At 67.1% G+C, this 13,822-nt stretch carries 14 protein-coding genes; 11 read left to right on the top strand and 3 right to left on the bottom strand.

Annotated elements, in window-relative coordinates:
* The first annotated feature begins 160 nt into the window (after window positions 1-160).
* Genes acpS through U1708_RS08430 form a run of 3 tightly spaced genes read left to right on the top strand, consistent with a single transcriptional unit; the run spans window position 161 to window position 2,662 of the window.
* Window positions 161-595 (top strand): holo-ACP synthase, encoded by a 435-nt coding sequence (acpS, locus tag U1708_RS08440; RefSeq protein ID WP_332744646.1) that lies wholly within the window; start codon window positions 161-163, stop codon window positions 593-595.
* Window positions 592-1,587, top strand: a complete 996-nt coding sequence (gene lepB / locus U1708_RS08435) for a signal peptidase I (RefSeq protein ID WP_332744644.1) — start codon at window positions 592-594, stop codon at window positions 1,585-1,587. The genes acpS and lepB overlap by 4 nt, the downstream gene beginning before the upstream one ends.
* Window positions 1,588-1,630: 43 nt before the next feature.
* On the top strand, window positions 1,631-2,662 hold the full coding sequence (locus U1708_RS08430) for an AI-2E family transporter (RefSeq protein WP_443030030.1): 1,032 nt from the start codon (window positions 1,631-1,633) through the stop codon (window positions 2,660-2,662).
* Window positions 2,663-2,829: 167 nt separating this feature from the next.
* Here the strand turns inward: U1708_RS08430 and U1708_RS08425 are convergent, their stop codons facing one another.
* Window positions 2,830-3,894, bottom strand: a complete 1,065-nt coding sequence (locus tag U1708_RS08425; protein WP_332744640.1) for a glycosyltransferase — start codon at window positions 3,892-3,894, stop codon at window positions 2,830-2,832.
* A gap of 174 nt (window positions 3,895-4,068) precedes the next feature.
* On the opposite strand from U1708_RS08425, the gene U1708_RS08420 reads away from it, so the two are divergent.
* The 3 genes from U1708_RS08420 to U1708_RS08410 are packed head-to-tail and all read left to right on the top strand — an operon-like array spanning window position 4,069 to window position 6,708.
* Window positions 4,069-5,001 (top strand): hypothetical protein, encoded by a 933-nt coding sequence (locus U1708_RS08420; RefSeq protein ID WP_307087556.1) that lies wholly within the window; start codon window positions 4,069-4,071, stop codon window positions 4,999-5,001.
* On the top strand, window positions 4,998-5,513 hold the full coding sequence (locus tag U1708_RS08415; RefSeq protein WP_332744635.1) for a DUF2141 domain-containing protein: 516 nt from the start codon (window positions 4,998-5,000) through the stop codon (window positions 5,511-5,513). The genes U1708_RS08420 and U1708_RS08415 overlap by 4 nt, the downstream gene beginning before the upstream one ends.
* Window positions 5,514-5,523: 10 nt before the next feature.
* A complete protein-coding gene (locus tag U1708_RS08410) occupies window positions 5,524-6,708 on the top strand; it encodes a glycosyltransferase (RefSeq protein ID WP_332744634.1) in 1,185 nt (394 codons plus the stop codon).
* Here the strand turns inward: U1708_RS08410 and U1708_RS08405 are convergent.
* Window positions 6,650-8,089, bottom strand: coding sequence for a DUF2029 domain-containing protein (locus U1708_RS08405; protein WP_332744631.1), 1,440 nt, complete (start codon window positions 8,087-8,089; stop codon window positions 6,650-6,652). The genes U1708_RS08410 and U1708_RS08405 overlap by 59 nt on opposite strands.
* A gap of 202 nt (window positions 8,090-8,291) precedes the next feature.
* Window positions 8,292-9,032, bottom strand: coding sequence for a bifunctional 2-polyprenyl-6-hydroxyphenol methylase/3-demethylubiquinol 3-O-methyltransferase UbiG (gene ubiG / locus U1708_RS08400; RefSeq protein WP_332744629.1), 741 nt, complete (start codon window positions 9,030-9,032; stop codon window positions 8,292-8,294).
* A 52-nt stretch (window positions 9,033-9,084) separates the two neighbouring features.
* Here ubiG and U1708_RS08395 point away from each other — a divergent pair, with 52 nt between their 5' ends.
* From U1708_RS08395 to tolQ, 5 genes are all read left to right on the top strand, one after another.
* Entirely contained in the window at window positions 9,085-10,338 is a 1,254-nt protein-coding gene (locus U1708_RS08395; protein ID WP_332745143.1) for an aspartate kinase, read from the top strand.
* 132 nt (window positions 10,339-10,470) lie between these two features.
* Window positions 10,471-11,457 (top strand): NAD(P)H-dependent flavin oxidoreductase, encoded by a 987-nt coding sequence (locus U1708_RS08390; RefSeq protein WP_332745141.1) that lies wholly within the window; start codon window positions 10,471-10,473, stop codon window positions 11,455-11,457.
* A 318-nt stretch (window positions 11,458-11,775) separates the two neighbouring features.
* A complete protein-coding gene (locus U1708_RS08385; protein ID WP_332744627.1) occupies window positions 11,776-12,534 on the top strand; it encodes a hypothetical protein in 759 nt (252 codons plus the stop codon).
* A gap of 110 nt (window positions 12,535-12,644) precedes the next feature.
* Window positions 12,645-13,103 carry a YbgC/FadM family acyl-CoA thioesterase gene (locus U1708_RS08380; protein WP_332744625.1) on the top strand — a complete coding sequence of 153 codons (459 nt, stop codon included), beginning with the start codon at window positions 12,645-12,647 and terminating at the stop codon, window positions 13,101-13,103.
* Window positions 13,100-13,792, top strand: a complete 693-nt coding sequence (gene tolQ, locus U1708_RS08375; RefSeq protein WP_332744623.1) for a protein TolQ — start codon at window positions 13,100-13,102, stop codon at window positions 13,790-13,792. The genes U1708_RS08380 and tolQ overlap by 4 nt, the downstream gene beginning before the upstream one ends.
* Window positions 13,793-13,822 lie beyond the last annotated feature (30 nt).

Genomic DNA, 13,822 nt, shown 5'->3' with positions numbered 1-13,822 from the left:
CGCGGAGACGCGGAGACGCGGAGGAGAAGATGGCTTCGGTCCGAGCGACTAGCGCTAACCCTTTCACTTCTTCTTTGCCGCTCTTGCGGCCCTCATACTCTCCGCGTCTCCGCGTCTCCGCGCGAACAGAATCTTTTGTCTTCCGATTCCAGGCGTCGCGATGATTATCGGGCTCGGGTCCGACCTGTGTAACATCGAGCGGATTGCCGCCTCGGTCGAGCGGTTCGGGGAGCGGTTCGAGCAGCGGGTGTTTACCGATGTCGAGCGCGCGAAGGCGGCGCGGCGGCCTTTCACCAAAGCCGGCACGCTGGCGAAGCGGTTTGCCGCCAAGGAGGCGTTTTCGAAGGCGGTCGGCACCGGGTTTCGCGCGGGCGTGTTCATGCGCGACATCGGCGTGGTCAACGCCCCGAGTGGCGCGCCGACGCTGGCGCTGACCGGGGGCGCCAAAGCGAGGCTTGACGCGTTGACCCCCGAAGGCCACGCCGCGCGCGTGCATTTGACGATGACGGATGATCATCCGTGGGCGCAGGCCTTCGTGATCATCGAAGCTATACCTCTGATATCCCCGGACACGAGCCTGGATATGAATCGATGAAGGACGCGGCGTTGGACGGCAACGAGTTCCAGGAAAAGCCCCTCGCGCAGGCCCCCCTAGCGCAGACCAGCGCGGCCGATACCGCGCCACCGGCCAGCATCACAAAGGAAACGACACGCCGCCGCGGCACCGACTGGTGGGGCGAGGTGAAGGGAATATTCTGGCTGATCCTGGTCGTGCTCGGCTTTCACAGCTTCATCGCCAAGCCCTTCTACATTCCCAGCGAATCGATGCTGCCGGGCCTTCGCATCGGCGACCGGCTGGTGGTGACCAAGTTCGCCTATGGCTGGTCGTTCGTGTCGCCGACGATCCCGAACCCGGTCGCGATCTTCAAGGGTGTGGTGCTGCGCCAGCAGGAAGACAGCTGGAGCGTATCGCTGCCGTTCATCCACGGCCGGCTGTTCGGCTCGCTGCCGACGCGCGGCGACGTGGTGATCGTGACGCCGCCGGGGACGCACAACGACTATATCAAGCGCGTCATCGGCCTGCCCGGCGACCGGCTGGCCGTGCGCGGCGGTATCGTGTTCCTGAACGGCGTCGCGGTGAAGCGGGGCGCTTTGCACGACACACTGATCCCGGTCGACACCAACAGCCCGTGCAGCGAGATCGACTATCCCGGCGCGCGCGAAACGCTGCCCGACGGGCGCGCAATGTGCCGCCTGCCGACCTATACCGAGACGCTGCCCAATGGTCGCCGCTACGAGACGATCGATCTCGAATCGGACAGCCAGGGCGACAATTTCGCGGAGATCACGATCCCCGCAAACCACGTCTTCCTGATGGGCGACAACCGCGATCGCTCCGCCGACAGCCGGTTCGCGTTGAGCCAGCTCGGGCTTGGCGGTCCGGTGCCGTACGAGAATCTCGGCGGGCGTGCGGAGTTCATTACTTTCAGCCTCGACGGCGATGCGACGTTCAATCCACTGACCTGGTGGGGATCGCTGCGGCCGGATCGCGCTGGCACCTCGTTGCATCCCGCCAAGGCCGATTGAGGTGGCCGACGACAAAGCCGTCACCGAACTCAGCCCGGTCGAGATGCGCGATCCGTTCCTGCGCAAGGAACTGAAGCGGGCGGTTATCTGGCTCGGGCTCGCCTGCCTGATCGCGTTGCTGATCGTGCTGGTACAGCCATTGCTGATCATCTTTGCCGGCGTCGTGTTCGCGGCGCTGCTCGACGGCGGCGTGCGTCTGCTTGGGCGGGTGCTGCCGATCGGGCGCGGCTGGCGGCTGCTGATCGTCGTGCTGCTGACGTTCGCGTTCCTGGTCGGCACCTTCGTCCTGACCGGCGTGCAGGTGACCGAACAGGTGACCCAGCTGCGTTCGACGCTGGAGACGCAAGCCAATCGCTTCACCGGCTATCTGACGTCGCAAGGGCTGATGCCGGGCGCGTCGGACGTCAACGGAATCGTCAAGCAGGCGCTGGGCTCAGTCGGGCGGGTGACGTCGTGGGTCGGCACCGCGATCGGCGCGCTGACCAGCATGTTCATGATCCTGATCCTAGGGCTGTTCATCGCGATGGATCCGGGGACCTATTCGCGCGGGCTCCAGTGGATGGTGCCGATCGACCTGCGGCCCGAGTTCGCCAAGACGCTGGTCAAGATGGGCGACACGTTGCGCAAGCTGCTCGCCGGGCGCCTGCTGGGCATGGCGGTCGAGGGCGTCGCGACGGGTATCGCGCTGACGATCGGTGGCGTGCCGATGGCGATGCTGCTCGGCATCATCGCGGGTATCTTGGCGTTCATCCCGAATGTCGGCGCGATCGTGACCGGCGTGCTGATGGTCGCAGTCGGGTTCAGCGCGGGCGTCGACACGGGGTATTGGGCGATCGGCACGTATCTCGTGGTGCAGACGATCGACGGGTATGTGATCGTGCCGATGGTGGCCAAGCGCACGGTGGACCTGCCGCCGGCGTTGACGCTGGGCGCGCAGATCCTGGCGAGCGCGCTGTTCGGGATATTGGGGCTGGCGCTAGCCGACCCGATGACTGCGATGTTGAAGACCGCGCTGGAGCGGCGGTCTGAGCGGGAAGAGGAAAAGGCTGAGGTTGACGGTAAAGCCAAGGCCTAACGTTCCCCCCTTACCACTTGATCCGGGTTCAAGCTCCCACCCTAGTCATCCCCGCGGACGCGGGGACCCATACTGGCAAACCCCTCAGGATATGGGTCCCCGCCTCCGCGGGGATGACGGAAGGTGGGGGCCCCGAACGTAATTGAGGCGGGGAACGAAGTAGGCCGCTACCGTCGTACCAACCGGTCGAAGAGCGCAAGGTAGCGCTCCGCCGAGTCCGCGCCGGGTTGCGGTACCGGCTCCGGCCGCGGCACAGTCGGCGCAAGCCACGCGTCCAGCGCAGCGACCAGCGCAGCAGTGTCGTTCCTCGCGACAACCGTGCCGCGATCGGGGCGGTCGACGATCTCCGCGACCGCCGCGCTCGAATCGGTCGAGACCACCGGCGTCCCGACCGACAGCGCCTCCCGCAACACCCCCGGCACCCCTTCGTAATCCGACGTCAGCGCCAGCACGGTCGCGCGGGCCATCACCGGGAGGGGATCGCCGCTATGGCCGAGCAGGAGGACGCGGTCCCCCAAGCCAAGTTCTCGAACCTGAGCCTCGATCGCGCCCCGCTCACTTCCTTCGCCAAGGATAACCAGCGGTACCGTCCGGTCCGCCAGCAGCGGGAGTGCGGCGATCAGCTGGTCCCAGCGTTTCTGCGGTTCGAGCCGCCCGACGCCGAGAATGAAACGGTCAGGCAGGTCCGGCACCTCCCCCGGAATCGCCACCGCGGGCGGGTTCGGAATGACGCTGGTCCGCCCGACCATGCACGTCGCCCCCGCAGCCTCCTCCGCAGTCGCCGGAGTCATCGCAACGAGGTGATCAAGGAAGCTCCCATGCCGCGCCAGCCAGACCTGATGCGCAGCGTGCATTACCCGGCCATGATCCGCCCGGGCAGGCGCGTTGGACATCTTGGCGACGATCGGCGGACAGGTCTTCCCAAGCCGTAGCCGGGTCCAGGCCGCGATCCCGGTGTAGAAATTGCCCGGGCAGAAGATCACATCCGGCGACAAACGCCGAACCACCCCCGGCAACGCTAGCAACCGCGACGACACGATGATCTCCAGACCCTCCGGCAGCTCCGACGTCAGCGGTCCCGAAATATCCTCGATTGCCAGCGTGACGCGCCGCCCCGCCGCCAACCAGCCGCGCGCGAGGCGCAGTTGTGCGCGTTCGACCCCCCCGCCGCGCAAATCCCTGGCATAGGTCAGGATGTGCCGCGCGATCGGTGGTTCGCTCAGGAGTGACATATGGGGGTCATCATGATGCGCGATGGATAAAGCGGAGATCGGGACCGATTGAAACCGACTTTGCGTGCATGCACGATGGCGGGCGGCTATCAGGCCGCGCGACGGTGGGCAGGCAGGGGGCGGCGGGCAACGGGCGTCAGGATGGCTTGAGGACAATGGTTTGAGGACCGGCGAGTGAACTTCCGTACGAAAACTGCCGACCGCGACGGCTATGCGGATATCGCGCGCGTCGGGCTCGAGCCGCTGAAGACGCTTGGCAGCCGCTGGCCCGCGATCATCGGTGCGGTGCTGACCTTGGCCATGATCGTCGGGCTGGGGCGCGAGTTGCTCGGGCACGGCCTCGTCGGACTCACGCGATCGGTACCGCAGGACCCGCGCTTCTATCTGTGTTTCGGCTTGCTCTACATGTCGCCGCCGACCGGGGATTACGTCATCTTTCGGCGGCTATGGGGCATCCCGCTCGGCGGCCTCGTCGCGCTGATCAAGAAGCGGATCGCGAACGAAGTCGTGTTCGGCTATTCGGGTGACGCCTATTTCTACGCCTGGGCGCGGGCGAAGGCGCGGATGGTGGCGTCGCCGTTCGGCGCAGTGAAGGACGTTTCGATCCTGTCGGCGATCGCGGGCAATGCGGTCACGCTGCTGCTGGTGGCGATCGCGTTGCCGCTCGGGCGGCATCTGCTGACGCACGATCAGTTTCGCACGGTGCTGGCGTCGGCCGGCGTGACGCTGGCGATCTCGCTGCCGTTCCTGATCTTCTCGCGACGGGTATTCTCCCTGCCGCGTGCCAAATTATGGTGGGTGTTCGGGATCCACTGCATCCGGTTGCTGTGCGGATCGGTGCTGATTGCGTTCGCGTGGCATTTCGCGCTGCCGGGCGTGCCGGTCGGCATGTGGCTGTTCCTCGCCGCCGGGCGCCTGCTCGTGTCGCGCCTGCCGCTGGTGCCGAACAAGGACCTGCTGTTCGCCAACGCCGCGATTCTGTTGATCGGGCAGGATCAAGCCTTGTCGGAGCTGATCGCGTTCACCGCCGCGCTGACGCTGCTGGTGCATGTCGCGCTGATCATCCTGTTCGGCATCCATGCCGGACTCACCCGGTTGCGCGCGTGATCCGCGCCTGTGTCGCGCTGGTCGCGATCGCCGTGCTTGCGGGACCGGCCGGTGCGCAGGTGCTCGGCAGCGACGCCGCAGCGTGCCGACCGGGAGGGGGGCCGGCGATTGCGGTCGAAATCACCGGATTGAAGGATCGCACGGGCGAGTTGAAACTCGAACTCTATCCCGGCGAGGAAGCCGATTTCCTGAAGGACGACCACGTCCTGATCGCGGCGGGCAAGACGTTCCGGCGGGTGGTGGTGCCGACGCCGCCAAGCGGGGCGCCGATGCTGTGCATCCGGGTGCCGCGGCCGGGTCGCTACGCGTTGTTGCTGACGCATAATCGCGACGGCAAGAACAAGTTCAGTTTCTGGACCGATGGCGCCGGGTTCGCGAGCAATGGGAAGCTCGGACGATCGCGCCCCAAGGTCGAACAGGCGCTGGTCGAGGTCGGTGCCGCCGTGACGACGGTGCGGATCACCGTGCAGTATCTGCGCGGGCTCGGCGGGTTCGGGCCTGTCACGCCGTGAAGGCTCGCCTGTGAGAATCGTGGACGTCAACGAGTTCTACTCGCCGACCGGCGGCGGGGTGCGGACCTATGTCGACCGCAAGATGGGCATCATGGCGGACATGGGCCACGAACTGATCGTCGTCGCGCCCGGCAGACAGGACCGCGTCGAGGAGCGGCCGGGCGGCGGGCGAATCATCTACCTCAAGTCGCCGGGCATGCCGTTCGATCGCAACTATGGGCTGTTCTGGGACGAGGGCGCGATCCACCGCTTGCTCGACGATCTCGATCCGGACGTGGTCGAGTGCTGTTCGCCGTGGCGACCGGCGTGGTTCGTCGGCGACTGGCAGGGCCGCGCGGTAAAGTCCTTCTTCATGCACAACGACAACATCGCGGCGTATGCGCAGCGCTGGTTCGCAGGCGTGGCCAGCCACGACCAGATCGAGCGCGGCTTCGCCTGGTACAGCCGGTACATGAACCGTTTCCTCGCGAAATACGACGTCGTCGTCACCAACGGCCCGGCGCTGGAGAAGCGATTGCGCGCGCGTGGTGTCCGGATCGACGCGGCGATGCCGCTGGGGATCGAGCGCGGGCATTTCTCGCCGGACCTGCACGATACGCGGCTGCGCGCGGCGTTGCTGCGGCAGTGCGGGTTGCCCGAGGACGGGATGCTGCTGCTCGGGCTCGGGCGCCACCACGGCGAGAAGCGCTGGCCCTTGGTGGTCGATGCGGTGGCGCGGGCGGGGGCGACTCTGCCGGTCGGGCTGGTCCTGATCGGCGCAGGTGCGCAGACCAAGGCGATCCAGCGGCGGATCGGCGGGTCGCCGCACATCCGGATGTTCGCGCCGGTCTATGACCGCGAGCGGCTCGCGCGGATCATGGCGAGCTGCGACGCGCTGATCCACGGGTCGGAGGCCGAGCCGTTCGGACTGGTCGCCTCGGAGGCGATGGCGTCGGGTCTGCCGCTGATCGTGCCGGATACGGGCGGGTGCGCCGAAGTCGCCGACCGCCATGCGAGCGAGCTCTACGCGGCGCGCGACGCGGAGAGTGCGGCGGCGGCGATCGGGCGGTTGTTCGCGCGCGATCCGGCTATGCTCCGGCGCGCGGCGGCGGTGGCGGCGCGCCACGTGCGCAGCGACCGCGAGCATGCGGTCGAGCTCATGGACTATTATGCGGGACTGGTGGCGGCGAAGCAGGGGTGCGGGCTGGCGGCGTGAACGCGGTGAAGCGCGTGCCGGAGATCGGGATCGGATCGTAACCGGCTTTGAGCGCGGCGGTGGCGAGTGCTCGGTCGAGGCTGGCGTCGCCGCTGGTCGCGGGGCCTTCGCCGCCGGTGAGGATCGTCGATCCGTCGAGTTTTAGGCGCGCTCGGGAGATCAGGTGGAGCGCGTGTTCCTGGGGGGCGTCGAGCAGGGTCGTGCTGCGGAAATAGAACGGGCCGGTGGCGAAGGCGGGGTCCGGCAGGCGGTTCGCTGCGGGGAGCATTTGCGGGGAGAGCGTGGCGATAGGGCCTTCGACTCCGTGTCGGTCGAGCGTGCGGCCGACCGCCCGGCCTTCGCGCAGGGCTTGGGTGAGCGACAGGCTATCCGAGTCCGCCAAGGCAGCGACCGAAGGGGCAAGGCCGGCGGTGGCGAATATCGCAAACGCGATTCGCCATGCGCGGCTCGGGGGTGGGATCAGCGACAGGCGGACGAACAATGCAGGCAAAGCCGGCAACAGATATTGCCGCCAGGTTGGGAACGGCAGCAGTGCGGCTATCAGGCCTGCGAGGATCAGCCAATCGAGCAGTCCGATCGTGCGGCGTCGCCAGGTGTCGCGGACGACCAGCGCGAGCGCGGGCAGGGCTGCGCCGAGCGCGAGGAACTTCAGCGTGTCAATCGCCTTGGCGGGCAGCGACATCTTCCACGGACGCAGCGCGTAATATTCGGCGGGGCCGCGCGCGGGGAAGGTGAAGGTGCCAAACACGAACCCGGCCGGGCTGCTGGCATAGGTCCAGGCGACGAAGGCGATAACCGGGAGCGTGCCGAGCAGGATCGCGACGGGGCGATGGCGGCGGCTGGCCAGCGCGTAGAGGCCGTAGGCGAGCGCGGGGAACGCGTAGGAGATTTTCGCGGCGGCGGCGCTTGCGAGGAGCAGGCCGGCGAGTGCGGCGGTTTTGCGCCTGATGGCGGGGCGGACGATCAGGGGGAGTGCGGCCGCCAGAAGCGCGGCGGGGAGCGCGTCGTTGCGGGCTGTGCCGATGCTGAAGAGGAGGATGTCGCAGGTTGCGAAGAGCGCTGCGGCGGCGAGGGCTGCCTTGGGTTTGGCGCCGAGGGTTCGGGCTGCGGTGTGGACGCAGGCTATCGTCGCGACGCCGAGCAGGGCGTTGAGGATGCGGAGCGCTGGCCAGGCCCAGGTGCCGGCTAGGGCTGCGATGGGTGCGAAGAGGTAGGGCTGGAGCGGGGTCTGGAGGTAGGCGAAGTCCCGGTAGGGGAGGAGGCCGTGGGCGGTCAGCGCGGCGGCGGCGACGTATTGGGATTCGTCATGGTCTACCGGGCGGAGGAGCGCGAGGGTGACGAAGAGGATCGCCAGCGCTGCCAGCATCGGAAGTGTGTTCACCCGCGAAGGCGAGTGCCCAGACTGGGCGCCCGTCTTCGCGGGTGAACAAGGTAGGGGAAGGAAGCGCTCCATTACTCAGCCCCACCCCGGCGGAGGCCGGGGCCCAATTGGGGGACGGTGATGATTGAGGATGGCGGTTCGTTACCTCGGCCTTCCCAATTGGGCCCCGGCCTTCGCCGGGGTGGTGCCGCCGCGGGCACGCTCAGGCTTTTACCGCGGTCAGGAAGTAATCGAGACTGGTCGAATCGCTCAGCGCAAACCCCGTAGCCGGCGAGAAGCTCAGCCCCCGCGTGTCCGTCACACGCAGCCCCGCATCCTTCAGCAACGCAGTCAGTTCCTCAGGCGTCAGGAACTTGTTCCAGTCATGCGTCCCCTTGGGAATTACCCCAGCACCTTCCGCCACGGTGATCATCGCCAACCGAGACAACGGCGTACGGTTGGGCGTCGACAAAATCAGCAGCCCGCCCTCCGCCAACGTCCGCGCGAGGCCCCGAATGAAACCGGCAGGATCGCTGACATGCTCGATCACCTCGAGGCTGGTGACCAGATCGAACTGCCCGACCAGCCCCTCGACTCCCCCCGCACGATAGTCGATCGCCAACCCGCTCTGCGCTGCGTGAATCTCCGCCACCGCGATATTCTCCGGCGCCGCGTCGATCCCCGTCACCGCCGCACCGAGGCGCGCTAACGGCTCGCACAGCAATCCCGCGCCGCACCCGACGTCGAGCGCGGTCTTCCCCGCCAGCGGCGTGAAGCTAGCCCCATCGCCACCCCAATGCGCGTCGACCTGCTCGCGGATATACCGCAGCCGCGGCGGGTTGAGCTTGTGGAGCGGGGCGGACGAGCCCTTCGGATCCCACCAGTCCTTGGCCATGGTGCCGAAATGCGCGGCCTCGCGCGGATCGATTGTTGCGCCGTTTACGGTGTCACTTGCCAGTATCATGCGCGCTACCTATCAGGGCCGCCGCTTCGACCCAAAGGGATTTGCGCTGCCAATGGCCCGTATCGTGATGAAATTCGGCGGGACGTCGATGGCTGGGATCGAGCGTATCCGCAACGTCGCCGCGCGCGTGAAGCGCGAAGTCGACGCCGGCAACCAGGTCGCCGTCGTCGTCTCCGCGATGGCGGGCGAGACCGATCGGCTGGTCGGCTTCTGCCGCGAGGCGTCGTCTCTGTACGACGCGAAGGAATATGACGTCGTCGTCTCGGCCGGCGAGCAGATCACGAGCGGCCTGCTCGCGATCGCTTTGCAGGCGGCGGGTTGCAAGGCCCGGTCGTGGCTCGGCTGGCAGCTGCCGATCAACACGTCGGACGCACATGGTTCGGCGCGAATCGGCGAGATTGACACGGCCGCGCTCGATGCGAGCCTCGCAGACGGTGTCGTCGCCGTGATCCCCGGTTTTCAGGGCGTCGCGGACGGCCAACGCGTGACGACGCTCGGCCGCGGCGGCTCGGATACGTCGGCGGTGGCGATGGCGGCGGCGATGAAGGCCGATCGCTGCGACATCTATACCGACGTCGACGGCGTCTACACGACCGACCCCAGGATCGTGCCGCGCGCGCGGAAACTGAGCAAGGTCACGTACGAAGAGATGCTGGAACTCGCCAGCGTCGGTGCCAAGGTGTTGCAGACGCGGTCTGTTGGTCTGGCGATGAAAGAGAATGTGCGCGTGCGCGTGCTGTCTTCGTTCGAAGACGGCGATACCAATGACGGTCACCGCGGCACGCTGATCGTGGGCGAAGAGGAAATCGACGATATGGAACGCCAGCTCATCACCGGCATCGCGCACGACAAGAACGAGGCGAAGATCACGCTGACGCAGGTCAGCGATCGGCCCGGCTCGGTCGCGGCGATCTTCGCGCCGCTGGCGGACGGCGGGATCAACGTCGACATGATCGTGCAGAACGTCGCGCACTCGACCGGCTCGACTGACGTCACCTTCACGGTGCCTGCGGCGGACCTCGCGCGATCGCTCGATATCCTCGACAAGGCGAAGGACGCGATCGGCTATGCGACGATCGTCCACGACACGCGCGTCGCCAAGGTGTCCGTTGTCGGCGTCGGGATGCGTAGCCACGCGGGCGTTGCCTCGACGATGTTCACGACGCTCGGCGAGCGCGGCATCAACATCCAGGCGATCGCGACTTCGGAGATCAAGGTCAGCGTGCTGATCGAAGAGGATTATACCGAGCTGGCGGTGCGCGTGCTGCACACTGCGTACGGCCTCGATGCCGAGGATGCGGCGTAAATCTCTCCCTCCCGCTTGCGGGAGGGGTCGGGGGAGGGCTAGGCGGGGCGCATGACCGATATGTCCGCGCTTCAGGCTACCTCATCCCCCGCCCCCCTTCACTCGGTAGGCGCCGAGCGGCTCGCCCGCCGGATGGCGCGCGGCGCATCGTTCCTCGGGTCGGAGGTCGCCATTCTCGGCGGCGCGATGTCCTGGGTAAGCGAGCGTAACCTCGTCTCCGCGATCTCCAACGCGGGCGGGTTCGGCGTGATCGCGTGCGGGGCGATGACGCCCGCGCTGCTCGACACCGAGATCGCCGCGACCAAGGCGATGACCGACAAGCCGTTCGGCGTGAACCTCATCACGATGCATCCCGACCTGTTCGAGCTGATCGCGGTCTGCACCAAGCACAAGGTCGGCCACATCGTGCTCGCCGGTGGCCTGCCGCCCAAGGGCAGCATCGAGGCGATCAAGGAGACTGGCGCCAAGCTGATCGCATTCTCGCCCGCACTGGCGCTCGCGAAGAAGCTGATCCGCAGCGGCGTCGATGCGCTGGTGATCGAGGGCATGGAGGCCGGCGGCCATATCGGCCCGGTCTCGACCAGCGTACTCGCGCAGGAAATGCTGCCCGAGATCGCTGAGCAGGTTCCCGTGTTCGTCGCCGGCGGGATCGGTCGCGGCGAGGCGATCGCCGGCTATCTCGACATGGGCGCGGCGGGCGTCCAGCTCGGCACGCTGTTCGTGTGCGCGACCGAGTCGATTGCGCATGCCAATTTCAAGAAGGCGTTCATCCGGGCTTCGGCGCGCGATGCGATCGCCAGCGTGCAGATCGATGCGCGGCTTCCCGTCATCCCGGTCCGCGCGCTGAAGAACGCGTCGAGCGAGTTGTTCACCGCCAAGCAGCGCGAAGTTGCCGGGCATCTCGATGGTGGCCGCGTGGAGATGGCCGAGGCGCAGTTGCAGATCGAGCATTACTGGGCGGGCGCGCTGCGCCGCGCGGTGGTCGACGGCGATGTCGAGCATGGCTCGGTGATGGCGGGCCAGTCGGTCGGCATGGTCAAGCGCGAGGAACCGGTCGCGGACATCATTGGCGGCCTGATGGCACAGGCGGCCGCAGCGCTGGAAGCACGCGCGGTTTAAGGTACTTCTGATCCTCTCCCGCCAGGGGCAGGATCGGGAGGGCAACGTGTTTTCAGCATTCATTAGCCCCACCCCGGCGAAGGCCGGGGCCCAATTGGGGGACGTTGCTGATCCATGCTGCTCTCCGTTATTCCGACCTCTCCAATTGGGCCCCGGCCTCCGCCGGGGTGGAAGTGACGTGGGGGATTGCCCGAGCCGTCTCAGCAAACCCCCAACCCCACCCCCTCTCAACTCGCCGCAAACCGCATAGGGATTACGTCTCGTTAACCTAATCCCTGCATAGAGTGTCCCGTCGGGGGACGTTACGAGGTGGTTGCGATGAGTCGTCGGTTTGCTTTGCTGTCCGTTACCGCATTGGGCCTGCTGGCCGGCTGCACGTCGAAGCCACGGACCGTGGCGCAGGTCGCGCCGCCCGTCATCATGGTGCCGGTCCCTGCGCCGACGATGCCCAAGGGTGCGTCGCCGACCATCGTCATCCCGGTCGCGCTGGCCGACGGCACCTATCCCACGCCGAATCGCAACCTGACGACGTCCGCCAAGGTCTGGCATCTCCGCGCCGCTCTCAACGTCGCCGCGCTCGCGTGCCGTGGGCCGCAGGAATTGACGATCGTCGCAGGCTACAACGCCCTGCTGTCTGCGCAGAAGCCGGTGCTCGCAAAGGCCGAGGCGACCTATGCCAGCGAATACAAGGCAGGCGGGGGCGACTGGCAGGATCGCTACGACGATTCGATGACGCGCCTGTACAACTTCTTCTCCCAGTCGCCCGCGCGCGATGACTTCTGCGCGGCGGCGGGCGCTGTTCTCGCGCAAAGCACAGGTCTGACGGCCGATACCTTGCCCGCGTTCGCCGCACAGAACCTGCCGGTGCTCGAGCGGCCGTTCACCGATTTCTACCGCGCGGTCGACGCATGGCGCGGTCGCACGGTCCGTCCGGTCCAGCCGCAGCTGGTCGCCTCGCGCCAATATGCGTCGAATGCGCCAGTGCAGGCGATCACGCAGGCCCGGCTCCAGCCGGTCTCGCAGCCCGTGCCGCCCGCGCAGCCTCGCCTGAAGCTCGACCCCAGCGTCTTCCAATAGAATCCCACCCGCCAGGGGGAGGATCGCGTTAACGTTTCACCGCCGTTACCGCGCACATCTTGCAGGCAATGGTTGGCTTCCCCGCAAAGACTGGGTTAACAGCCGCGGGAATGGCTGAAGTTTCAGATCGTCCGGCGGAAGGCCGCTTCGACGGGCGCGAGCACCGGTTTCCGGTACGCGTGTATTTCGAGGACACCGATCTGTCGGGCGCGGTCTATCACGCCAATTACCTGCGCTACATGGAGCGCGCACGCTCGGACATGCTGCGGGTCGGCGGGATCGATCAGCGCGCGGCGTTCGAGGCGGGCGAAGGCTCCTACGCGATCGCCAGCGTCGCGATCCGCTATGCCGCGCCCGCCAGGCTGGACGACGCGCTGCTGGTCGTCTCACGGATCACACAAGTCCGCGCCGCGAGCGTTGCCATTCATCAAAGGGTCATGCGCGACGGGCTTGTCTTGGCCGAGGCGGACGTGGTGGCGGCATTGGTCGCTCCCAACGGTCGCCCACGCCGCCAGCCACGCGCATGGATCGATATCTACGAACGCCTAGTCTGGCAGGGGGAAGCATGAATCCGGTGTTGACTATGGATAGCGCGACGCTGTCGCCGATCCACTTGTTCCTGCAGGCCGACTGGGTCGTGAAGGGCGTGATGATCGGGCTGCTGCTCGCCAGCATCTGGACCTGGGCGCTGATCGTCGCGTTCTGGCGGCGGATCGGCAAGACGCGCAAGACCATGGTGCGGTTCGAGCGCGATTTCTGGAAGGCCGAGGATATCGACGTCTTCTACAAGGCGGAGGGCGAGAGCGACCTGCCGTCGGCGCGCGTGTTCGCGGCCGGCGTGACCGAATGGCGCCGCTCGACCGCGGGCGGAACGATCGACAAGAGCGGCACGCGCGAGCGGCTGGCCACGACGATGGGCGCAGCGGTCGCGAGCGAGATCGACACGCTGTCGGACCGGCTGAACGTGCTGGCGACGGTCGGCTCGGTCGCGCCGTTCGTCGGGCTGTTCGGCACGGTGTGGGGCATCATGCGCAGCTTCACCAGCATCGCCGCGGCACAGAACACGTCGCTGGCGGTGGTGGCGCCGGGTATCGCCGAGGCGCTGTTCGCGACGGCGATCGGCCTGTTCGCGGCGATCCCTGCGGTGATCGCGTACAACCGCTTCTCGCACGGCATCAACCGGATCGAGGCGAGCCTCAACCGGTTTGCGGACGGGTTTCACACGACCCTGTCACGCCAGTTGGACGGCTCGCGATGAGCGCGACGCAAATCCTCCCCGGCACGGGGA

It is taken from the genome of Sphingomonas arabinosi (assembly GCF_036663715.1).
Lineage (GTDB): Bacteria > Pseudomonadota > Alphaproteobacteria > Sphingomonadales > Sphingomonadaceae > Sphingomonas.
This window is presented reverse-complemented; position numbering and strand designations above follow the sequence as displayed.